Consider the following 23829-nt stretch of genomic DNA (forward strand, 5'->3'; position numbering starts at 1 on the left):
CAGTGCCGGGTTGCGGTACGAGATAGGGACGGACGTCAGCCGGCATTGGACGTCACCTGGCTCACTCTGAACCGTACGACGGCGTCGGGCACGTGCGTGGCATAGACGTACCAGTCCGATTCCTCACCGGCGGGTACATCGATGCTCCTTCCCTGCACGACGACATTCCCGGAAACGGACTGCCATTGCATGACCTGCGGCAGCGCGGCACCCAACGGGGGCTCACTCTCCCGGCCGCCCCCTTCCACGACGACCTCGACGTCCGCGGACACGATCCTCGCGCTGACATCCGCAGGCACCTTGACGGAAGCGACGAGGTACGGATGTCCGTGATGAATCTGCAGAGACGGTGCGCTGGTCACGCGAGGCTTCCCCCCTCGCCGCGGCGTCGAACCACCGCCCGAGCCGCCGCCCGCCATCGGACCTGCCCCTCCACCACCCGAAGAACTACCCCTTCCGCCAGACCCATCGGAGTCCTGGCCAGCGCGGATAGGAGCGGGAACAATTCCAGCGAGCAGAGCTGACAGTTCTCCCAGGCCCTGCCCGCCTGAGCCACCCGCCTGGGCTTCGAAGCCGAGTTTCTCGTCCAACTGCTTCTGCACGAAGGTGCGCGCTCCGAGCACAACGCCTCGCGCGGACCCGCTCAGTCCCTTGGCGACCCAGTCATCGTGTGTGGGCGGCTCTGCGGACGCGAAGAGTGCATCGGCGTCCTCGGAAGCCTTGAACACACCACCGTAGGACAGGCGTGTGTCAGGGTGGAGCGGACCTGGCAGGTAATCCACGACGAGTTCAGCAACACGCATCCGGGCGACGTGGTGGGACGGTCCCTCGAAGGGCTTCGCCGCCCCGATCAGAAGGCGGGTGTCTCCCCCGTCGGCGGCTCCCAGGGCCAACGCCAGCGAGCCCGCGGTTCTCGGCGGGACGGTACGCGAGTACGAGACGCCCTTACCCGCCCGAACGTCATGCAGCGCCTCGACGAAGGGTGCCAGCTCGTCGAAGCTGTCAGGTTCGGGGACAGGAACTCGTGAGCTGTCGACGCCCACGACGAAGCGCATGTAGCGCCCGCGCTCGTCCGGAATCATCTTCGGCCACAGGTTCCACAGAATCGAGGAGGCAATGAAGGTTGCGGCCTCCGCGGGCGTGCGCTCCCGTGAGTACGACTCCGACCCGGTGGAGCCCAAGTCGGCGGCGAGAACCACGATGTCGGTGCCGGTGCGGCCGTCGGCGAATCCCGGTAGGCCCAGGGCCCTCGCTACTGAATCCGCCTGCTCGGCCAGGACCGGGTCCGGTACGTCGTCCGCCGCCACCTGCCCCCACCAGTGCCGGCCGGTGAACCGCCGGTCGCCCAGGTACCAGCTGTGTCCGAGCGCGGCCCCCATCAGCCGCCGACCAGCCGGGCCGCCCGCGGCCGTGTTGGTGTCGACCAGGATCGCGCCGACCCGACTGAGTCGGTAGAAGATCCCTTTCCCGAAGCCGTACGTGCCACCGCCGAACTGATGATCGCTCGGTTCCCCGACGTTTCGGAGGAACTGCACGAAGTCCGGTGTCTCCTGGTCGCGCGCCCGCTCACCGGCACGGAGCGGACCGCCCAGGCCGACGGTGTTCCGGTCGGAGACGACCAGCACGACGGCCTCGGGCCGCAGAGCCTTGTCGAGGTCGACGTTCGAATCGCTCGGTGGCCCCGGCAACAGCAGTTGGCGCCAGGTGTCGACGTTCTCGCCCAGCACACGAACGTCGACACTGAAGTCCACCACGCTGTCCGGCAAATGGGCGTCCCAACTGTTCTGCGCCGCCTCTCGCACCAGGACGGTGAGCGGGTCGAGCGCAGGGCGGCCCAACTGCTTGACGATGCCTTCCGCGGCGGCCGATCCTTCCGGCGCGAACGGCTGTGACCACCAGCGGACGCTCAACGAACGGCCTCCTCGGCGATCTCGGCCAGCGATGCCCCGGCACTGAACGGCAGCAACGCGGCGAGGCCGACCTGATAGCTCAGGTCTCCGACGCCGTGCGGAAGAGCGCCGGCGACGAGGGACGAGGAGACGACGCGAGGTGTGCCAACGCCTACCACGAGCCTGAGCACTTCCTCGATCGCGAACGTGTCGAGGTCGGGTCGATCGGGCTGTTCGGACCACCCTGCCGCCGACAGGCGTGTACGGAGGCCGGCCCGTGACGCTACGGCGCCGCGGAGATGGTCGACGAGGTCGCTCACACTCCGCCCGTCGGGGTCTTCCACCACTCGCAGTAGGACAAGGTCCAACGGACGGTCGTCATGGGTGTTCAACTGCTCCAGTCCGTGTACGACGATCCCGTCGCTCGCGGCGCTCAGACCCTTTACCTCAAGACACCGGGCGGTTGCCTCGAAGTCGTGCGGCTCGTTGAGCGGGCCCCGCCATGCTTCCACCGGGAACCCGGGATCCGCTTCGACGAGGGAGGAGAGCACGGCGAGCTCCGCGAACAGCCCCAGCTTGGCCTGACGCGACAGGCCACGGAGGAGCCGGCTCCGGAAAAGTCTCCGCCAGCGTGTCACCGCCGCGATCGCGGCCGACGCAGGCCGCTCGGCGTCCGACACGGCCTCCAGCACGTCCGTCACGATTTCGTCGAACTCGGGGAAGAGGTCGGACTCGCCGCACGACACGTCGACGTAGGTCACGGCAGGACCCCCGAAGCTGAGCTTGCGAATTGCCATTCCGAGCACCGCCGGTTTGGTGTCGACGGACACGGCCTCGTCGCCCGCAGGAACGAGAAGGTGACGGGTGCCCGCGCCGTCCAGCGCCACGCGGCACGGGTCCGCACCGCTCACGACCTCGAGCGGGAAGGATGCCAGCTCCTTCGCGCGCGGCGGCACCAGAACCGCCCACGCCCGCTCGAGCGTGGTCGGTTCGATCTCCGTCACGTCATCTCCTCAGTGTCGACGTCGAGCGCCTCGTCGACGTTTTCGCTTTCGACGTCGGTGAGGTCCACGGCGACGTGGGTGGCCTGGATGCTCTTCGTCCGGACGTCTCCCGGGAAGGTGATGCCCATGCCGACCACCGGCTCCGCCGCGCCGAGCGCGGTACGCAGCGAGGGCTTCCCGTCGGCGCTCTGCTTCGGATTCACGGGCTCGCTCGTCGGCTCGATCAGATAGAGGACGATCAGGCCTCGGTCTCGACAGACCGGGTCGTTGTTGCGGAGCGCAACCAGTTCGGTCTCGCTCTTCGCCCGCGCTTCCGCTGGTGTCAGACCGAGATCGAGCGCTCGGTCCTGTTTGCTCATTAGCGTCTTGATGTCGGCACGCTCAGCCTGACCGTCGTTCAGCCGGGACCGGATCGAGTACGTGATGTCCAGGCCGCCCAGCGTCGTCTCTGGCCCCTCGCCGATGACGACGGCGACCGACCACGTGGCCAGACTCGGCGGGTCGCTCGTGAGCTGTCGGTCGATGTACCTGACCATCAGGTCCGGGTCCAAGTCCGGCGAGTCCTCGTGCACCTGATAACGCGAGAGGAAGGTCTTCACGAGCGACACGGGGACGTCTCGGATCAGCTGGGCGCCCTTCACATTCTCGTCGAGCCGACCGCGCAGGACCGCCTCCTGAACGAAGCCCTCCGCGGCCTGGCGGTTGCTCTCAAGCCAGTCGGCGTCCCTGTGCCGGAAGTACCGCGTCTGCAGTCGACGTCCGGCGTACGAGATGAAAGCCGGCTGGGCGGCACCCATCTTGGCCGTGATCCGCAGAGCCGGGTGCGTGCGGATCCTGACCGCCACCTGGGTCGGCGTCAGGTTCTCCCGCTGGTAGCGGTCGATGTCGTCACGCATCTCGTGTTCGACAGTCGCCAGGTGTCGGAACGCCGCTGCGAGACTCGGCGTCATCCAGATTCGGGGCAGGTCCTCGAACCCCGTGCGGTACCCGAACCAGCGGCCCATCTGGAGCAGGGTGTCGTACGCCGTCGCTCCCCTGACGAAGAAGCTGACGACGAGCCCTTCCAGGGTCAACCCTCGGGAAAGGGTGTTGCCGCCCACGGCGATTGCCACCACCGAGGGCTCTGAGTAGTCGAGCCGGTCCTGACTCCGGTAGTTGTCGAGAACCACTCGTGTCGAGGCGATGACGTCGCCCAGGTGCGGCAGCACTTCGTCGAACGAGTTCTGCTTCCGGTCGAAGTCCTCGCCCGGCACTCGTGACGACTCCTTCTCCCACAGATTTCGCCAATCGTCAAGGACCTCGGGCCGGCCGGAGGCCAGTCCGGCCCTGGCCTTTCGTTGGAGCGCCTCGAGGGGCGCCTGATAGCTCTCGTGGACCGCGATCTTGACGGACGTGTGGATGAGCATGGTGCTGTGGCCGTTGTCGCCCCGGGCCCGGCGAGCGGCCGTGGCCAGCCAGAACCAGTGAACGGCCGTCACCAGCTCTTCGATCATGGTGGGGGTGAACCCGTCCGCAGGCTCCTTGCTGCCCGGACGCAACAGGGGGACGTCCTCCTCGGCCACGAGACGGACCATGTCGTAGCCGTCCGGCGGACCCTGCTCGTCAGCCGCTTCCCATTCGACGGCATCCCGACCGAAGATCTTTTCGGGCCCGAAATAGCCGTCTGGACGTGGCAGATTGAGGATGAAGGACTTCGGATACAGGTCGTCCTGGGCGGGATCCACGAAGACATTGGCGAAGGGCGTTGCGGTGTACCCGACGTAGGTGCACCGCGGCATGAGGCTCAACAGCCTGCGGATGAGCGGGTTGATGCGTCCGGTGGCCACCGAGGCCTGATCGGCCTCGTCATCGATGATCAATACCGGCGCGGACTCGAGGGCCTTTCTTCCGTTGGGCGTGTCGAGCCACTTGATGAGCTTGCCGAGGACGGCGGCATTCTTCTTGACGACAGCTAGAACCGTCTTCTCCGGGCTAAGAGCGGCCGACGCGTCGTGCGACGGCCTTACGAAGTCTCGCGACTCCTCCGTCAGCGTCACCCAACGATCCGGGTTTAGGTCCTTCAGATACTGATCCAGACGCACCTGAGTCTGCCGACGCAGCCCATTGTGGATGCCGGAGAGAACGATGACCAGGCGGTACTGCACGTCCGCCAATTTCGCCACGACGGCGGTAAAGTTCGTGGTCTTGCCGCTCTGCACGTAGCCGACCACGAGACCCTTCGAGTCCCACTTGGGGCGCTCCGGCCGGGGCGTGTGGGCCACGACCGTGCTGGACGAATGGTCCACGGAAAGAATCCGTTCAGCCGGCCATCCCTCGGCCTCGAAGCGATCCTTCAACGCAAGCCAATAGCGGTCGGCATCTCCGGGACCGCTGTACCAGTCGTCCGATCCGGCCGTGATGATCGGCGGGCCGCCGGCCTGCACCTTCGCCTTGTCGGCCTCGAACTGCCGTCGAAACTTGTCGACGTCACCTTCCGGCAACGACTCGGAAAAGCTGAGCACCGCGGCCTCGACGCCGTTGCGCCTGGCCCAGTCCGCGAAGACGGTGTACAGGCCCAAGATCCACCACCTTTTAGTATCCCCACGCAGGAACTTAGCGGAGGAGGAGCCGAAGAAACACCCCGGCGACCAGAGCTTAGATCGCCCCACTACCGTGGGGTTGTGCCCGACGGACCCGTGCCGAGCTCAGCTGGCGTCAGTGGTCGCATGCAACGACAGCGCCGGAAGGACACCGAACCTGAGCTGGCGATCCGTCGCGCCCTGCACCGCGCAGGGGTTCGGTACCGGATCGGCGTGCCGGTCACGGGCTTGCGTCGGCGCACGATCGACATCGCCTTCACCGGGATCAAGTTGGCCGTGTTCGTCGACGGTTGCTTCTGGCACGGCTGTCCGCAGCACGCGACCTGGCCAAGGGCCAACGCGGCCTGGTGGGAGGCCAAGATCTTGAAGAATCGCGAGCGGGATCGCGAGACCACTCGCCAGCTCGAGGACCAGGGCTGGACCGTGATACGGATCTGGGAGCACGAGCCGGCGGAAGATGCCGCAGATCGCATCCTCGGTGTGGTGAGGGGCATGCGGGCGTCAGGCACTCCGCCGCCCGATGCTGCCATCGGGAGCAACACCCGGGACATCACGTAACAGGGATTCGACTACCTGGTCAACCCGACCTTCTATACATCCATATCAATGTTTGTCCCGGGTCGACCGAAACCCCTCGACCCTGCCAGTCACCCGCGATGCCCGTCGTCTCGACTATTGCCGCACCAGACGGTGGGTCAGGAACGGGCTGGGCGTTCCGTGCCAGAAGACAGCCAGCTCATCACGAGCGCGCGTCGCCGCCACGAAGAGCATCGACCGGTAGCGTTGGCGCTCCCGCTGATAGCGCTTGGGATCGCCGTCCCGCAACGAGTTGATCATCTGATGCGGCACGAGTCCGTCGCTGACCCCAGCGATGATCATCCGCAGATACTCCAGGCCCTTGAACCGGTGCATGGTGCCGATGTGCACGCCGTCCGGCCTGAGCGGCCCGTCAGTCCCGATCTCCACCACGTCCACGCCGTCGGCCCGCAGACGTGCAGCGATGTCGGCGGCGAGCTCTCGGGTCGGCAGGCAGACTGCCACAGAACCGCCGCGCATATCTCGCCATGCTTGGACGTGGACGGCGACGAGATCCTTCTCCTGCTCCCACGTCGAGGCGCCGTGGAATGTCGGCTTGCCGCCGCGCAGCAGGGACCGGTATCCGGCAAGGGTGTCCTTGCCGCCGTCGAGGTCGTCATACACCTCGCCGCTCAACAGCTCCAGTGCGGTGGCGAGGATCTGCCGCGTCGTGCGGTAGCTCAGGGTCAGCCGGTGCGAGCGGCCGCGAATGTTGATGCCGAGGTTCGACAGCATGACGTGGTTGTCGTAGATGCGCTGATGGGTGTCCCCGACCAGGAAGATGTCGTCAGGTCCTTCGGGCACCATGGCGCGCAGCATCTTCCAGTGCGCGAAGCTCAGATCCTGAGCCTCGTCGACGACGACGTGCTGATATCGGTGACGTGGTGGTGTGCCAGTCCCGCGATTCGCTTCCAGACGAGCCGCGTGCGCTGCGACCTGGCGCCAGGTCCAGACCATCCGATCGTCCAACCAGCTGGTGAACCGCTCGGTGAGGTTCCAGATCTCGCCGCGCGCCTCGCGGCTGAGGGGTCTGCCGCGTCCGGGACGGCGGGCCTTGAAGTAGTCCGCCGGGGAGTCGATCATTTGCCCAAGGATGATCTGAGCCCATTCGGCGGCCAGGAACTCCGCACTCCACCTGACCTCGCCGAGCTCAGAGAGGAACGACTGCCAATACTCGATGATTCGGTACTCGTCGACCAACTCTTTGCCGGCGCCGCCGCCTGCTTCTCGTGCGAGCCTCATGGCGAGCCGATCAATGTTGACGACGTCGACGCGGCGCAGCAGCTCCTGCCCGCCGAGAGCGAGGAGGCGAGTGCGCAGATCTGCAGCGAGGTTTCGATTGAACGTCGTCAACAGAATGCGGCTGTCGTCGCCCGGATCGAGGGCGGCGGCCAGATGTGCCACCCGGTGCAGTGCGACGATCGTCTTGCCCGTGCCGGGACCGCCGCTGACACGGGTGGCACCGGTAGTGCTCTTCTCCACCAGCTTGCGCTGAGTCGGGTGCAGGAAGATCTGCCAGCGCTCGAACGACTCGCCCAGCATCGCCTGCAGAACCTCGTCGTCGGACGTGGCCTGGGTCCCCGGGCGGATGACGGCGGCCGCCAGGTCCTCGGGGTCGATGACATCGTCTGCCCGCACCGGTTCGGTGACCTGTTCACGGACCTGCTTGACAGTTTTGCCGTCGTAGAGGGCCAGCAGAACGTCAACTGTCAGTTGCGGCGCGTGATCGATGAGCGTGAGGAGCTCGTCTTCCGTGGTCAGCGCGCGAATGTGAGGCAGCAACGGCTCCGCCACTCCAAGCGCCATCAGGACGTCGTCGTCGTAGCCGGCGAAAAGCGGCGCCGCCTCCGGGGGAACCATCCGCCCGAGGACGCGGTCATCCACGGGTTCGAGGTCGATGACTTCCAGCCCACCGGTGACGCGGTTGACCCTGTAGGCGTAGCGGGACAGGTCGTCGTACACCTCCCCCCGGTGCTTGACGTCGATGAGCAGGTACTCGCGCTCGGCGATGTGCAGCAGGACAGCGCGCAGCTCGGCGTTCACCCGCGCGGACCACAGCTTCTCGCCGCCCTTGAGCTGTTTGAGCCGTAGTCCCGCACTGTGCGGGTTGGTGCGGAACTTGTGTTGGAACTCGTAGACGGCGCCCTTGTCAGCTCGCGTGAGCTTCATGATCTCTTTCTCGGCGCTCATAAGAACAAGCAGCCGCGCCCCTGCGTTCACCGATCTTCCTCCCCGCGAGCTGTCGTGATCGAGTGTGCCACCCGCCGCCTGCTTGGTCCGTCGGCGATGCCGTGGGCAGGCCGGACAGGATCAGATGGAGTTCAGCGCCGTGTTCAGCGGCGGAACCGGCGGCGCTGAACAGCCACAAAGTTGTGCACTTGACGCATGGATTCGAAGCTGCGACGTACGGCTGCGTTGAGGGCGAGGCCGGTCAGCGAGCCGATTGGTGGGTGTGGCACCGTATCCACCGTCCTTGGACCAGGCGTCGGCTGACGTCGGCGAGGCGATGCGGTTGATGGAGACGCAGCAACTCGGACGCCGGTCATCACGGGCAGGGAGGGGAGCGGATGCTGTCGACTGGTAGAGGTGCGGTCGGTACCGGAGCGGAAGCCCCAGCTGAACATGGTCTGCTGGGTTCGATGCCGGCATTTGCCCCGAGGAGAGCTCGGCCGCGGCTGTGCCGACGGGTGGCGCGCCGCGCCGCAATGTCCGGGCCGGTCCTTAGGATGGCCGCGTGACTTCAGCGCTGTCAATGATTGATCTGTTCGCGGGCTGTGGCGGCATGACGGCCGGGTTCAGGGACGAGGGGTTCGAGTCCAAGCTCGCCGTCGAGTGGAACCTGCACGCCGCCGCCACCTACGCGGCCAACTTCGGTGAAGCTCACACGATCTGCGGTGACATCGCGGAGGTCACTGAAGACCGGATCCCCGAGGTGGACGTGGTGATCGGCGGGCCGCCGTGCCAAGGCTTCTCCAATCTCGGCAGCAAGGATGTGGACGACCCGCGTAACAAGCTGTGGAAGGAATACCTACGGTTCGTGGTCACGGCCCGACCGAAGGTGTTCGTGATCGAGAACGTCGAGCGTTTCCGCAAGAGCAGTGAGTTCCAGCTGCTCCTCGACGAGGCCGACCACGGCATGATTAAGGACTATGAGCTCAGCCACGGGGTCCTGCTCGCGGCGGACTACGGTGTGGCGCAGCGGCGGCCTCGGACGATCGTGATCGGCTCCCGGATCGGCCGCATCCCACTTCCCGGTCCGACGCATGCAAAGGTCGCTGGGCTCGGCCAAGATCAGTGGCGCACGGTGCGGGACAGGATCTTCGGACTTCCTGAACGGCCCGACACCACCGACCTGCCGAAAGCCACCACGAGGTTCTTCGGGCAGGACATACCCGGCACCTTCAAGGGGCTTGACCTGCACTTCGGCCGGCAGCCTCGGGAGTTCTCCCTCCAGCGGTACGACTGCGTGCCGCCCGGTGGCGGTCGCTTCGATCTCCCCGACGAACTGTTGCCCCAGTGCTGGCGAAACAAGCCGACCGGCACTACCGACGTCATGGGCCGCATGCGATGGGACGCCCCCTCGCTCACCATCCGCACGGAGTTCTTCAAACCGGAGAAGGGCCAGTACCTGCATCCGCAATGGGACGAGGAGGGAAGGCACCGCGTAAACCGGGTGATCACGCACTACGAGGCAGCACTGCTGCAGGACTTCCCCGAGGACTACCAGTGGTGCGGTAGCAAGATCGAGATAGCGAAGCAGATCGGCAACGCCGTCCCCGTCGGCCTCGCACGATCGATCGCCCACCACCTCGCCGGCCATTTGTCGTAGTAGGCCGAACCTCCCGGCCTTTCTCCCACGAGGAGCACCTGGTCGAGGTTCGGTGGCCCGACCGTTCGGCGCAACCTCCCTAAACGGTTGGGTTTAGGATTCGGAAGGTTGCGCCGAACGGTTCGGGGACTGGCGGCAGATTGCTTGAACTGACGCCGGGCCGCGTTTGCCCCCAACCGCGTCCGGCTGTCTGCCACCACGGACTCCTCAGACGATCAGCCTGGCAAGTCCTCGATTCGGGCCAGGCGATAGAAGCCCGGGGGAATGCTCGGATCGTCGTCTCTCGACTGGATCAGCCAGCCCTCCCTGACAAGTGCACGAAGGTCGTCGCGCCAGGTGGGCACGCCCGCCACGCGTTCCAGCTGCGAGGCGGCAACCGGCCACGGGCTCAGGTGAAGCAGGTACTCGATGAGCCGCTCCCTGGGCTTGGCCCCCTTGATGCCGGAGATCAGTTCGTCGCTCAGCGCGACCGTCTCGTCCAAGTGATCGTCGCTTAAGCGATACGGAGCCTCCTGGCCGGCGCCAAGACAGTCGATCGCCCAGCCCATTGCCCTCAGTTCGCGGACCCGCCGGGCCCACTCCCGGATCCCCGAGACTCCCTCCAGCTCGTGCGCCGGCACCGTCTCACCCACGTGCTGTCGCAGATAGGCCAGCAGCGCCGTGCGGGCGCCGCCGAGAAGATCCTGGCGGATCTCGGCGGACGCTTCGCGCACGCCTGCGAGCAGATCGCCGAGTTTGGCGGCGGTCTCGAGCCATCTGATGGCGGTCAAATCCGTGCGCGGGGTGTTCCGTACCAGTCGAAGGGCCTCCTCCAGCCTCTGCTCAAGGTCGTCCAGGTGGTGGCCGGGCGTATCAGTCAATGTCATCGTCTTTCTCGTTCTCGTCCTGGGTCTTAGGAAGGGCTGAAGAAGCCCAACTGGGGCTGCTCAGGCCAGCCGATGAGAAGTCCACGGTCGAGTAACGTGTTGTTGAGTTCGCAGCTCGTCTCAGGCAGCAGGCAGCAGACGTGGCATGCGGCGAGGTTGAGGCCATCCGATCCGCCGGCCCCGGACTCCATGCACAAGGGGTCCGCCGAACACCACGTCGCCCTTTTCAGCGCCGAGGTCAGCGTCCGACGGAGCCGTTCGGGCTCGCCTTGGCGGACGATGCCACCCAGGCTTCCCGCGGAGTCGCTGGTCGCCGTGTAGATGAGCAGGCCGGCCATACCTTCTCCGGTGTAGAGGCGTTCGCGCATAGCCGAGGCGGAGTATCCGGAGTCAAGACTCCACTCATTGATGAGCAGGTGGGCGAGTGTGTGGATCAGAATCGAGCGGGCGCTCACCCGAGAGGGTGCCGCCGGGCGTCCTGACGCCTCGGCACGTCGGGCGAGCAGTTTCTCGTCGTTGCGGTTGATCTGCTTGACGCGTACGCCCACCTCCGGCTGAGACTCCCAGGCACGCAGCCTTTCGTCCGACAGCCGGACGAACACACCCTCGCCCGCCACCTCCATGGCGGGCAACCAGTCGAGTTCACTCGTAGACAGCGGGGCCCTTCGGGTGGCCGCATCGGCTGCGCTCGGGGGCTCGACCCGGGTGAAGGACTGCAGCACCCGTACCTCGCGCAGTCGTGTCACCAACATGACCTGACCGATCTCGGGGAAGGGCACGTCACCGTCGATGGGCCGGCACTCGAAGTCGTCCCCCTCGTCGACCTCGTTGGTATTGGTAGGAGCACAGAGCTGCTCGTACTCTTCCGTCTTGAGGTCCAAGTCGAGATCGGCTTCGTCGGATGGTTCAGGGGCCTCGATCTTCTCGCGTCGCCGCACCGCCTCAATGATGTGCTGGGCGGTGACATTGCCGCTGATCAAATTGGCATTCTTGGCCTGGCGCTCGATGACGTCGTCGCTCTCGCCCCGCCACATGGCGTAGTGGAGATCGATCAGCTTCTGCACCTTCGTGGACCATGGCGGAATGGCCAGGGAGGACCGCACCACGCCGAACCAGGCGGCCGACGAACCTCGCTGCATCGTTCGAGGGGCCTTGGTGCAGCTGGCCACCCCTTGGTCACCGCGCAACCAGGGACGTCCGCCGGAGCATCGGATGTGCAACCTGCGCAGCTCGTTTCGCCGAAACGCACCCTGCATCGACGCCTTCCGGCCGCAGCCGCAGACGATCTCGATCGATCGCAGCGACGCCGTCCGGCCCGTGGTGATCATCCGAAGGTCCTTCTTGCAGGGATCGACGTCCTGTGCGCCGCGGTGCACCCACGCCCAGTACGGGAAATCGCCCAGATGGCCGTCCTCGCAGGCCAGCACAAATCGGGAGGGGATCAGCGAGCCGCCGCAGGCGCAGGTGGAACCCTTGCCGCCGAACCGACCGTAGGGCTGCAACAGCGTGCAGCGCTGGCACGAGTAGAAGTTGGGGAACCGTCGCAGCGCGGCTCCGTAGTACGGACTCTCAGCAGGCGGCAGGTACAACTGGGAGACGCCCAGGGCGCGTTGGAGCCTGGGCTCATGGGTTTGCTCCGCCCGGTTCACCTTCCAGTCCTCGAGTCCCGCGACGATGTAGGAGGCCTCGTCGATGGCGATCATCGAGCCCACGCCGTACGTGGTGATCATTTGCGCGCGACGTACCTTCCCCGTCGCGGTAGGGGCGGGAGCGGCAGGTCGTCGCGTCGGCCGCTGACTCCGGAATCCTCCCGACCTGGTCATCGTCCCTCCCGGTTCAGCAGGTTGGTCTCGACATCGACGTCTCGAAGGCTGTTCATTGTCGGGAACGAGTACGGCAGATCGTCGTCCTCGAAGGTGCGCAGGAGCGCGGCCGAGTCCGGCCGACGCTTGGAGTCGCCCGACCACTTGGGCTTGTGGTACACGAGGTCGTTGTTCCAGTCGACGAGATCCGTCCAACCGCCGATGATCTCTTTGAGATGCTCTTCGGTCGATTCCAGCTCGTCGGGCGCGGTCCGCTTCACCCGGTCCAGGATGCGTGTTACGAGATCCTGTAGCTCTGATATGAAGTCATCGAGGCGACCAGCTCCGTCATTCTCGCGGGCGTCCGGAATCATCAGCCGGGCGGCCCCGATCAGGGCGGCGTGCAGCGCACGGTCACGGGCGCGGGCGGAGAACGGCGTGACGCTGGTGGACTCGACCTGGCGGTACAGCGCCGAGTGGTAGGCGCGGAAGTTCTCGTAGTGCGAGCGGTCTCGCGATCGCGCGGCGTTGTACAGCATGACGACCAGGCCCGGGTAGCGACGGCCTACCCGACTGGTCGCCTGGATGTACTCGGCGGTCGTTTGCGGTTGGCCGGTCACCGTCATGAGACCGAGGCGATCGACGTCCACGCCGACGGAGATCATGTTGGTCGCCAAGACGACGTCGAGCGCGTACTTGTCAGGGTGGCGCACGTCGAGTTGGCGGAGCCGGGAGGGGATGTCGCTCGCGGCGACTCGACTGGTCAGCTCCGTGGTCTCCACCTCGCGAGGGCTGCCGTCACCGGCGAGCAACTTCAGCCGTCCGGCGACGTCGTCGTTGACCTGAAGTTCGGCTGCGGCCAGCAGTCGCAGACTGTTGAAGTAGCCGATGAGCGTCCAGTAGGCGTCGCGGACGTCGTCTTCGCCATCGATGGTCACGGCGTGATGTAGCAGAGCGGCATACGCCCGCACCAACAATGTCGCCTGGCTGGTGCCGGGGGCGAACAGGCCGACGTACCGTCGCGAGGGTTTGCGCTCCGGACTGGCCTCCACCGCGAACCAGGAGTCGCGGGCGTCGACCCCGGACGGGGGGAACTGGTGGACGTCCCGGTCGAACAGCGCCTTGCCCTGTTCCCGGGCACGGCGGATCGTCGCCGTGGAGGCAATCACCTTGGGCCCGTCCGCGGCGATGTCGAGGGCCGTCTCATAGAGGCCGACGAGCGTGCCGAGTGGACCCGAGATGAGGTGCAGCTCGTCCTGGATGACGAGATCGGGTGGCGGCATGCCGTCCGGCGCGTTGCGCCGATTGAACAGCGAGGCCGGCTCGGCCTTCCAGGTCATCTGGGCGAACTTGTCCACCGTGGCGATGATCAAAGTGGGCCGGTGCTCGTAGACCGAATCGTCCACGAGGTGGACGGGGAGCCCGTCGCGGAACTCACAGTCCGCGTTTCCGCACGCGACCACGAGCCGCTGCGCACCGAGATCGACGCGATACCTGAACTCGTCGATGGGGATGCCGCACCACGGACACCGACGCAGCTGCACGGGATTATTTTCCTGCAGCGTCTCCCCTGCGCGGAGTTTCTTGAGCGAGGCCTCAGCCTCCTTCAACTTGTTCGGGGTCGCGCTGGAGCCCACCCACATGCCGATCGAGATCTCCTCGCCCGGCAGATCCGACTGGTCCTGACGGACGCGCTCCATGGCGCAGATCAGCGTGGCGGCGCGTTCGAACTGCTGCAGCGTCAGTAGGCGCAGCGTGTAGCGCATCAACACGGTCACCCCGCCGCCGAGCTCGCCCCGGCGGATCCTGCGCAGGAACACCGTGAAGGCGATGAGGCCGAGGTATGCCTCGGTCTTGCCACCACCGGTGGGGAACCACAGCAGGTCGGCGATCTGCCGGTCCGCGTGGTCCGGTTCGGCGATACCCTCCAGGCAGAGCAGGATGAACCCGAGCTGGAACGGGTACCAGCGGCCGATGCTCAGGTCGGCGTCAGGCGTCTTGTCGCGCATCATGACGGTGCGGCCCCGTTGGATCGCCATCGCTCTGTTGGCCAGCCTGAAGGCGCGCATCACTTCGGGATCGCGGGCGAGCAGATCGATGCCGGCGGTCATCCGATCGCAGGCGATCCGGCATTGCCGTACCTGTTCCATGGCGACCTCCGCGTACGGCGACGCCGACATGCCGGCGGCCTCCGCCTCGCGATCGTCGACCCACCTCCGGTAGCCATCGGTCAGCCTGCGGAGCGTCTCCACCACCTCGTCGCTGTCGCCGTCGGCGAGGTCGCTCATCCTCAGGCCGGAGACGTCGATCTCGGTATTGGACTCGGAGAGCAGCACATCGAAGGTCGGGGTGAAGGAGGACCATACTTCGGCGACGGCTCGCCGACCGTCAGACGCTCCTTGAGTCGTGGGTACGCTCCACTCGGCAGCGCAACCGTGACCGGTGGCGAACGTCGGTGCGTGGCGATAAAGCATCGCCGAGACCAGCGTCTCGTCGTCGTCGCCGACGGCCGGGGCGAGCTGTTCGACGATGGCCGGCTTGCCGGCGTCGGCTCTGACGGTGAGACCGCACTGGAAGAAACACCAGGCGTCTCGTAGAGACGGCGCATTGACAGTGTGAACGTTGACCAACGTCACCGTGATAGTGACGGTACCGCGAGCCAAGTCCGGATTTCGGACCAGCGCACGGAGCTCCAGCCCGGGGACGAGAAGCTTCTCGTGTCGGCCGGTCTGCGTCACGTCGATGGTGACGGGCGTGGCGTCGACCGTACGGCGTCGCCACCTGATCGGTGATTCGTCGGTGGAGCGGGCGGTCTCCACCTCGGCTTCGACCGTATTACCCGCCTGGTCGACCGGTTCGTAGACCGCCGCTTCCACCGAGATGGTGAGGCTGCGGCAACGCTGGTCAACACCGAAGGTCAGGCCCATGGTGGAAGGGCTCTGTACATTGGCCATCGACACGCCGACGTCCGGCTGTTCATCCGTGTCCAGCCGTGCACCCGCGAGGTCAAGGTCGGACTCGGCGGCGTCCTCGGCAGCGTCCTCGGCAGCCTCGCGCTGAGGAAACAGCACTCCGGTCAGGTAGGTGTTCACCGGCTCGTCGGTCAGGATCTCGTCGGCTCCGCCCGCCGGGCCGAAGACATCGAGGACGAGCCGCTCGGTCAGGCCGTCCCTGAACCGGAAGTGGGCGTCGAATTCACTCATCGTCGGACTCCGCCTTCGCATATTGGAACCGGCTCAGCCCGCTCAGCCGGGGTGCCAGCCAGACTCCGTGCTCTCCCAGACCGGCACGCCGCCCCGCGGCGGTGCTGCCGGCGACCGTCTCGACGTCGTCGATCCAGCAGTCGGTGATCGACTTGGGCCAGCTCAAGCCCACGTCGATCGTCTTTTGGCCGTACATGTACCGGGCGAGGGCTTCTCGGAACAGCCGGGAGACGACCCCGATGGGGCGGCCGTTGTGGTCGACGGTGTATTGCGGCACGGCCAGGTCATCCTCGGGGAGTTCCGCGCTGCGGGTGAGCGTCACAGGATCGCCCGACCGCACCTTCGCCGCCAGATAGCCCTGCAACTCGATCGGGTCTGCGGTGAAGACGACCGTCCCGGCGGGGAAGTCCTTGCTGACGTCGCCACTCTCCAGCGCCATCCCGTACCGACGCCCCCGGTTCCGGAAGTGATAGCGACCCCAGCGGTCTGAGTACTTCGGGCGCTTGACGTACACCCCGCCAGACTGAGCCGGCGGCTCAAGACGGAACAGGTCGTCCCGGCACCGGGTCATCGCCATGTACAGCAGGCGCGCCTCCTCCATCGGGTCGTCGTCGTCCCGGCGCCTGCCGTCGAGTACGAACACGCGGTCGTATTCGAGGCCCTTGGCTCGATGCATCGAGGAGACCGTTACCGGCTCCGACGTCGATGCGATGGCGAGCCGCGCAAGACGCCCGGCTGCGAGCGCTGAACGGAGCCGGCCGAGATCGATCCGGTCAGAACCGGTCCCCGTCGCCGACACCAGAGCCTTCCACGCTGCATCCAGTGGCTCCCCGGTCAGGCCGGTGTGCTCCATGAACGCCGTGAGGTCGACCTTGAGGCCGTCGTGCCGGCGGAACAGGCTCGCCAGCCACCGAGGACTGACGTCGTCACCAGCGCGGCGCTGCAGCCGATGGTCTACGCCGGCCCGATGGAGGACGGCCGACACCTCCAAGGCCTGGCCGTTGTCCCGGCACAGGATCGCGCAGGTGCCGTCCAGGTGCGTGAAGCCACCGACGATGTCGTCCAGATGCCCTGCGGTCGGCACGTCGAGGAACTCGTCCCGTATCCGCCGCGCGATGTCGGTCTTGGACGCCGCGATCGGCGCGCGAAGCGCCTCGCCGCATGCGAGGAGTCCAGGCGGGCGTGGCGTACGTGCCCTGAAATCCCGGGTCAGCGCCAGTTCGACCAGGCGGTCCCCCGAACTTTCGCGTACCCACGAGAAGATGTCGCGCTCACCGCCGCGGCCGCGAAGCTGGAATCCATAGATGGCCTGAGCTGGGTCGCCGACCAAGGTGAAGCCGCAATCCAGCGACGTCAGCAGCGCCTCCACCAACTCTCGGCGGTCGCCGACAAGGTCCTGCACCTCGTCGAGGAGCACGTGCCGGAGCGAGCCGATGTACGCGTCGGCATGCCCGTCGCGGATAGCGGCGGTCGCCTCGCGGATCCGTTGGTCGAAGGACAACTGGTGCCAATCCTGGTCCGCGTAGGTCTGGTTCAGCAGATCCAGCGCCCACGCGTCGAACGTACGGGCGGCCACGAACCTGCTGCGCCCGGTGGAGGCCGCGGTCCTCGCCGCCAGTTCGCGCACCGCCGCCCGCGAGAACGAGAGCATCAAGACCTCGTCGGCGGACAACTCGTCTTCGAGCAAGTGGTCGAGGCGACGTACCAACGTGTACGTCTTCCCCGTGCCGGCCGGCGCGATGATGAGGGTGCACGAGTCGGCGGGACGGGTCGCGGCGAGGGTCTGTTCCGCGGTCGGCCGGTCGTCGACGGCCACCTGTGCACTCATGGCTCGGTCCACATCCTCTCGAACTCGGTAAAGGCGAGCTCCTCCCCGTAATTGACGATGTTGTCTCGTACGTTGAGGATCAGGCACCGGTCGGTCCCACCGTTGGCGGGGCCGCGCAGACCACGCCCGATCATCTGCTGGTAGACGTTGGGGCTGTACGTCGGTCGAGCGACCACCACGGCGCGTGTGGCGGGCGCGTCGAAGCCCTGGTGCAGCACCCCGTAGTTGGTGAGAATCCGGATCCGCCCCCGGCCGAACTGTTCGACGATGCGCCGCCGACGTGCCGGTGGTGTCTGCGAGTCGACGGCGGCGGCCCGCACGCCCTGGTCGTCGAGGACAGCGGCGAGAAACCGCGCGTGGTTGACCGAGGTCGCGAAAACCAGGATGGGCCAGTCCGGATCCAGGTCGAGCAGCGCCTTGAGCAGGGCCTCGTTTCGCACGTGGTCATCGGCCAGCCGTCGTTCCGCCTCCGGTGGCAGCGTGCCGCTGCCCAGCTGGGACATCCGAGACACCTCGGCGTCGGTGAGCGTCAGCTCGCCCCCTTCCAGGACGCGGTGGTCGACGCGAGCGAGTACGCCCATGTTCTGCAGCGTCCGGTACGCGTCCTCGCCGAACACGTCCTTGTCCAGCCGCCTGTTGCCGTACCTGCTGACCAGGCGGGTCGTCTCCGCAACGTTCTTTCCCCGGAACGGCGTCGCGGTCAGCCCGATGAGCGAACGGGCAGTGCGGTACTGGGTCAGCCCGAGTTGCTCCAACAACCGGGTGTAGCTCTTCGTGATGGACGCGTGCGCCTCATCGACGATGACCAGTGCCGGCTCGCGCAGCCAGGCGTACGCCGGCTTGTCAAGGTTGTAGGTCAACTTGTCATCGGTGGCGATGACGAGGTGGGGATTATCCGTGACCGGACTGGCGTCGCGAGTGCTCCAGAATCTGCTGATGGTCAGCCGGGTCTTGCCCACGCCGGCCTTCTCCCAGACGTAACGCCAGCTCTGTACCGCCTGTTCACACAGCTCTTCGGACTGGGCGATCCACAGGATCGGTCCTCCGGGTCCCTCTGCTCCATATTCCTTGAGGTATCGGATGACCGCTTCGACGGCGATGCGGGTCTTGCCTGCACCGGTGGGGAGGCTGAGCATCGCCCGCCCCGGTGTGTCCTGCATCAGCAGTCGATGCATCCGGCCGGCCAGCTTTTCCTGGTAGTCGTGGAGCGGGAAATGGGGCGTGGGACCGGCGACGTGCTCGGTCTCCAACGGCTGCTCCTCCCGCACGCCCGCCAGTGGGCTCGGCAGGCCCAAATCGGCGACGACGCTCACGGACTTCCGGTCGCCGGTGAAGCCGACCGCAAGCGACTCGTGGGTCTTTCCGAGATCCTCCCGGTGGTGCCGCAGGATCCCTTCACCGTGCGCATGCAGCGCCAACTCGGCGATGCGCCGATCGCCGACGGGGGCACCCGTTCGTGCCTCCTCCCAGCCGAGCAGCCCCTCCGGCAGCCCGCGACGCAGCCGCTCCGAGCCGATCAGCAGGAGGATCTTGTCCGCGGTGTTCTTGACGGCGCGGACTTGCTTGAGCACCTCCTGGTTCTTGGCCTCTTCGCTGCGGGTGAGGACGCTCTCGATCTCGTGCGGGGACAGGTGCAGGTCGAGTTCTCGCGAAATGGCGTGAAGAACCGAACGCTTGTCCGTGGCATGGTGAACGTAGACGACGCCGTCGCGTGCCGCGGCCTCCAACGGGCTGGTCCGCATGCCGTTCGGGGTGCGCTTCACCACCTCCAGCTCGCTGCACTGGACGAAGGACCACCCGTTAGCTTTCGAGCCCCGCAGGATTCGGAGGTGGGGGTACTCCGCAACGACCGCGACAGGTTCGGTCTCCTCGACCTTGCGCAGCTCGGTGCTGATCGTCGTGGCGTACCGCCGCATGCCCCAGTGCTCCACCATCGCGTCGGCGTCGGCCGCAGTCGGGGCCAACAGCGCGGGGACGGTCTCCAACACCAGCGAGTCGTATTCTTCCCGACTCGACGTGACGCAGATTTCCTCGTCGGGCCGGGCGCCCCAGGTGGTTCCGATCCGGCAGCGGGTGTCACCACCGGGCCAGTCGGCCCCCGATCGCAACACCAGCGCGTAGACCATGCCGGGTACGGCGTCCTCCTGGGTGGTGTCGACAGCCTGCACCAAGTGTCGCCAGATTCGGTCGGGTATCTGGTCGACAGTCGCGGGCAACCCGAGCACGTCGGCGACGCCACGGTCGATCAGCGCTACGGGAAGCGCCTCTCGGTACTCGTTCAACGAGGGACCGACCGCGAGCTTCATCGGGACGAGTCCCCTGCTGGTCTGCAACATTCCGCACCAGCGGACCATCCACACCAGGGGGGAGGCGACCTGCTGCGCATGCCGGCCGGCGCGGGCGTTCCAGTCGCGTACCAGCCGACCGGCCGGGAGGTTCTTGATGAACAGATGCTTGGCTTCGTCGCTGAGGGCAGCAAGGATGCCGAGCGGTCCGGGCGGGTTGGTGCCGTCGACGACGAGGCTGCTCAGCCTGGGATGGGCGACCCCCGCCGGAAGCTTCGCGCACAGCGCATCGAGGGCACCGGCGCGGTACTTCTCGAACCACTCCTCGCCGCGCGGGTCGACGTCCGCCACCGGCACGTCCGACATACCAAGCGCCTCGAGCACCGGTCGGTCGGCGGAGTGCACTCGTAGGTCCACGACGACGTGCTGGTCACGACTGCCGTCAGCCGGCACGACTCTACCGGGAAGCAGGCACCCGATCGGTCGGCGATAGCTTCCCCCGACCGTGCGGAGGCGCAGTTCATACCGCCACTCCGGAATCGACTGCGCGATAGCCTCGGCCGCCTCCCGTGGTGTCACCCGGCGACACAGCTTCCAGAAGGCCTCCCATTCCTGCTCGGTGTACCCGGCGAAGCCCTTCTCCAGGACGGCGGTGAGCCGCCCGACGGGAGTGGCCTCGTGAACACCCAACGTGTCCAGCGCGCTGCGCACGCCGATCACGTCCGTCACCCGTGGGTCGACGTAGATCAGGTCGTCACTCAGCTCCTCCTGCCCGCTGCGCTGGAAGACGTCGGTGCCGCGGCTGGACACCATGCCGTACGACTCGGTGAGCAGGATTTGTGCCTCACGGGCGCTGTCCGCCTGCTCGTGCTGGGAACGGACCATGGCAGCGGCGATCTGGACGGCACGGGCGGACGCCTCAGCGGTGCCGTCCGACACCAGTGCCTCCAGCCACTCCCGAGCGGTCACCTCGCGACGATCGGCACCGTCGAAGATGAGGCGGGCCTTCGCCCGTCGCTCCCTGTTCTCGATCGATTTATGCGTCCAGTCGACCGGCCTGCCGGGGTGGTCCGCCCACAGCTGCAGCCACGCGTCCGTCATGTTCTCCGGCGGCATGTGCAGCTCGGCGGGCCGACGGAGCTTCCCGTTCTGGTCGGGCAGCGAGGGCAGCGACGCGGCGGCCTTCCACACCGCCTTGGTCAACCGCTCGTCCGCCCACTGTGGCGCTTCTCGGCCGCGGCCGGGAAGCAGCATCAGGTACGAGCCCGGGTCCGTCGGATCGACGAGCTTCGGTAGGGACTCCACGACGAGTCGGGCAGCCTGCTCGATCAGTTCGTCATTGAAGCCGTTGTGATCGAAGAGGTTCTGCCGGTCCTCGCTGGTCTTCCACGGCGCGTTGAGTAAGCCACGCAACGTGGTGGCGTAGTTGGTGGGAAAGTAGGCCCAGAACGTGCCGCGATCGCCGAAACCTCGGGTCGGCACCGCCCAAGCGATGTCGATCTCGGGTCGGTCGTGCAGCTCTCCGGCGCTGGCCAAGGCCGCCGCCGATGGGGAGAACGTGCGACGGAAGACATTCCACTCCGTCGTCGTCTCCCTGCCGTCGGCGCTGAGAGCCTGCAGGATGTGCAACGTGCCCGCGAACTTGACGAACAGCTGGCGGACCACCGGTCGCTGGCCGGTCCGGTCCTCAAGCGTCAGCGAAGCGACGTGGGACGAGAACAACTGGAACTGCGAGGGAAAGTTCCTGAGGTCCTGGCTCAGTCTCGCCACGCTGCCGGGCAAGAGGGGCAGCCGCACTACGGTGACCGCCCAATCGAGCAGCTCGGCGAGCAGCGGGTCCTCCGCCGCCGCCTGCTCGGTGTCGACGGGGCGGCCCATCCTGAGTACGGGAATGTCGATCGCGCTGGGTACGACCGCGCGGATGGCCTGCTCCGCCCACTCCCGGTCGAATTCGAAGGAACCGGTGGTGCTGAAGAACTGGGGCGCGTCGCTGACGCTGAGGACGGATTTGACACCTACGCCGAAGCGGCCGATCTGACCACCTCGCTTGCGAGAGACGCTCATCCGCAGGATCGTGTCCGCGCCCTCTGGGGTCATCGGGTTGCCGGTGTTGGCACAGTAGAGGAACCGGTTGGTGAGAATGACGTGGATTTCGCCGTTCTGCAGGCCACGCATCTCGTCGGCGCCGTTCTGGACCAGCTCGTAGACCTGGCGCTCGCCGTAGCCGCCCTGATTGATGCGCCGCTCACCGTTGGCGTGCTCCTGAATCAGGCCCGGATCGATGCGGTACGTCTCCAGGACGCGTCGAGACTGCTCCTCGACAACCTGTCGCACCGATTTGTCTGATACGTCCGCATCGAAGTGTGAGGGGCTCATGTTCCGCCTACATAGGATTCTGTGAATGGACAGGGGGGTCAGGACCGCGTGGCTCGCTTCCCAGCCATCGGGAGCTTGGCTGGGACGTCGAGAGGTAGATCGGCTCCGTGGAGGGAGGAGCGGGAACCGGTTCCGGGATGTCTGCGGGCTTGCCGGTGGCGTGACGTGAGCACGCCGAGCAGTCCCGACTCGATGTGAGCGGCAGTGAAGGCGCATTGCCCGAAAGCGGATGCAGCTCCGGCACCGTCTGCGCAAGGCGGTCGACAAGGTAGTCGACCCGCTCGTTGGCCTGCGTACTGAAGATCAGCGGCTAGCCAGCAGGGGGCAGCTCGACGGCGACGCGCAGCACCGGGATCGGCTTGCCTGCCCCGGGCGACGATTCGACGACGACGCCTCGTTGGTGGTTCAAGCAGGTCGGCCTGCACGGGTGTGATGAACCGTTCCACTTCGACCGCCGGTGGTACCTCCAGCCCAGCAAGCATCGCCCCTCACCTCCCCACAAGGTGTGCCGGGGACCTTACCGGCAGGGGTCCTACCAGCGGGACCCCGAGTATTCACCTGTTCAGCCGGTCTCCCCTGACCTCTTTGCGCTGTCAATAACCTACGAAGTCGATATTTTCCAAGGCAACTACTTGCCAAGGCGACGAATTCTCCTCAGGTCAGGGCATAGGTCGTAGAGAGCCATGTCCTACTCGGACGGGCCGGCAGTCGGCGGAACCTCGGGTACGGCGACGTGCTCGGCAGCAGGCGCAGGTTGGGCCGCGTGCGGACCGATATCCGAGACGGCCACACCCGACGTACAGACCGTCACCGATCGAACCACTACGGTAGTCAGGACCACTCGGCGGATGGGGAGCGTGAGCCTGGGTGTTGCGCATCGACGTGCTCGGCCCCGTCCGGGCGACCGTGAGCGACCAACCCGTACGGCTCGGCCCGAAGCTCATCGAGCTCCTGTCGATCCTGCTCATCGAGGTCGGCTCGGCCGTATCGGCGGCCCGGATTGTCGACCTGATCTGGGGCGATGCGCCTCCGGCCAGCGCCCGCACCACCCTGCGCAGCCACGTCTCCCATCTCCGCCGTGCGCTGAAGACCCGAGCGGACGACGTTCTGGTGACGGTCGGGGCGGGCAATGGCAGCGCCGCGTACCGGCTCGACGTGCCGCCGGACGCGGTCGACGCGTACCGCTTCGAGAGTCGGTGTGCGGAGGGCCGTCGCCTGGTTTCGGCGGGCGAGATTGACCTCGCCGAGCGGGGCGCGGCCCTGCTTGAGCGCGCGCTGGCGTTGTGGCGCGGTCCGGCCTTCGCCGACGTGGCCGAGCGCCCGTTCGTGCTGCAAAGGGTCGCCCAACTCGACGCGATGCGTCGTGCGGCGCGGCGCGACTACGCGCAGGCTCTCACCGCGCTCGACCGCCACGCCGAGGCGATCGCCCAACTCTCCGGCGCGCTGGTCGACGACCCCTACGACGAGGCCATCCGGCGGATGCTCGCCGTGGCGCTCTATGCCGAGCAGCGGGTGGACGAGGCAGGGTGATCAGTCCTTTCCCGCTCGTCTGGCCACGCTGGGCGGCACGGGCCTCCCGTCGTGACCGGTCA

The 23829-nt window shown here is 66.6% G+C and carries 12 protein-coding genes; 3 read left to right on the plus strand and 9 right to left on the minus strand.

The features are described from left to right. Nucleotides 1-35: 35 nt before the first annotated feature. Genes V6U88_RS08080 through V6U88_RS08090 form a run of 3 tightly spaced genes read right to left on the minus strand, consistent with a single transcriptional unit; the run spans nucleotide 36 to nucleotide 5451 of the window. Nucleotides 36-1910, minus strand: coding sequence for a hypothetical protein (locus V6U88_RS08080; protein WP_334451211.1), 1875 nt, complete (start codon nucleotides 1908-1910; stop codon nucleotides 36-38). Then, nucleotides 1907-2893 carry a PD-(D/E)XK motif protein gene (locus V6U88_RS08085; RefSeq protein ID WP_334451213.1) on the minus strand — a complete coding sequence of 329 codons (987 nt, stop codon included), beginning with the start codon at nucleotides 2891-2893 and terminating at the stop codon, nucleotides 1907-1909. The genes V6U88_RS08080 and V6U88_RS08085 overlap by 4 nt, the downstream gene beginning before the upstream one ends. Further along, the gene (locus V6U88_RS08090) at nucleotides 2890-5451 is read right to left on the minus strand and encodes a Z1 domain-containing protein (RefSeq protein ID WP_334451214.1); all 2562 of its coding nucleotides are present in this window, start codon (nucleotides 5449-5451) and stop codon (nucleotides 2890-2892) included. The genes V6U88_RS08085 and V6U88_RS08090 overlap by 4 nt, the downstream gene beginning before the upstream one ends. Nucleotides 5452-5598: 147 nt before the next feature. On the opposite strand from V6U88_RS08090, the gene V6U88_RS08095 reads away from it, so the two are divergent. Continuing rightward, nucleotides 5599-6030, plus strand: coding sequence for a very short patch repair endonuclease (locus V6U88_RS08095; protein ID WP_334451215.1), 432 nt, complete (start codon nucleotides 5599-5601; stop codon nucleotides 6028-6030). Between the two features lie 114 nt (nucleotides 6031-6144). On the opposite strand, the gene V6U88_RS08100 is transcribed toward V6U88_RS08095, so the two are convergent. Next, nucleotides 6145-8268 (minus strand): UvrD-helicase domain-containing protein, encoded by a 2124-nt coding sequence (locus V6U88_RS08100; RefSeq protein ID WP_334451216.1) that lies wholly within the window; start codon nucleotides 8266-8268, stop codon nucleotides 6145-6147. Nucleotides 8269-8782: 514 nt separating this feature from the next. Here V6U88_RS08100 and V6U88_RS08105 point away from each other — a divergent pair. Beyond that, a complete protein-coding gene (locus V6U88_RS08105) occupies nucleotides 8783-9877 on the plus strand; it encodes a DNA cytosine methyltransferase (protein ID WP_334451217.1) in 1095 nt (364 codons plus the stop codon). Nucleotides 9878-10092: 215 nt separating this feature from the next. Here the strand turns inward: V6U88_RS08105 and V6U88_RS08110 are convergent, their stop codons facing one another. From V6U88_RS08110 to V6U88_RS08130, 5 genes are read right to left on the minus strand one after another with little or no spacing between them, the layout of a single operon-like run. Next, entirely contained in the window at nucleotides 10093-10743 is a 651-nt protein-coding gene (locus V6U88_RS08110) for a hypothetical protein (protein ID WP_334451218.1), read from the minus strand. Nucleotides 10744-10769: 26 nt separating this feature from the next. Next, nucleotides 10770-12566 (minus strand): DUF1998 domain-containing protein, encoded by a 1797-nt coding sequence (locus tag V6U88_RS08115; RefSeq protein ID WP_334451219.1) that lies wholly within the window; start codon nucleotides 12564-12566, stop codon nucleotides 10770-10772. Continuing rightward, the gene (locus V6U88_RS08120) at nucleotides 12563-15748 is read right to left on the minus strand and encodes a helicase-related protein (protein ID WP_334451220.1); all 3186 of its coding nucleotides are present in this window, start codon (nucleotides 15746-15748) and stop codon (nucleotides 12563-12565) included. The genes V6U88_RS08115 and V6U88_RS08120 overlap by 4 nt, the downstream gene beginning before the upstream one ends. After that, the gene (locus V6U88_RS08125; protein ID WP_334451222.1) at nucleotides 15741-17564 is read right to left on the minus strand and encodes a UvrD-helicase domain-containing protein; all 1824 of its coding nucleotides are present in this window, start codon (nucleotides 17562-17564) and stop codon (nucleotides 15741-15743) included. The genes V6U88_RS08120 and V6U88_RS08125 overlap by 8 nt, the downstream gene beginning before the upstream one ends. A gap of 8 nt (nucleotides 17565-17572) precedes the next feature. Then, the gene (locus V6U88_RS08130) at nucleotides 17573-22195 is read right to left on the minus strand and encodes a DEAD/DEAH box helicase family protein (protein WP_334451224.1); all 4623 of its coding nucleotides are present in this window, start codon (nucleotides 22193-22195) and stop codon (nucleotides 17573-17575) included. A gap of 909 nt (nucleotides 22196-23104) precedes the next feature. Here V6U88_RS08130 and V6U88_RS08135 point away from each other — a divergent pair. Next, entirely contained in the window at nucleotides 23105-23767 is a 663-nt protein-coding gene (locus V6U88_RS08135) for an AfsR/SARP family transcriptional regulator (protein ID WP_334451225.1), read from the plus strand. Nucleotides 23768-23829: the final 62 nt, after the last annotated feature.

The organism is Micromonospora sp. CPCC 205739 (assembly GCF_036906795.1).
Taxonomy (GTDB): domain Bacteria; phylum Actinomycetota; class Actinomycetes; order Mycobacteriales; family Micromonosporaceae; genus Micromonospora.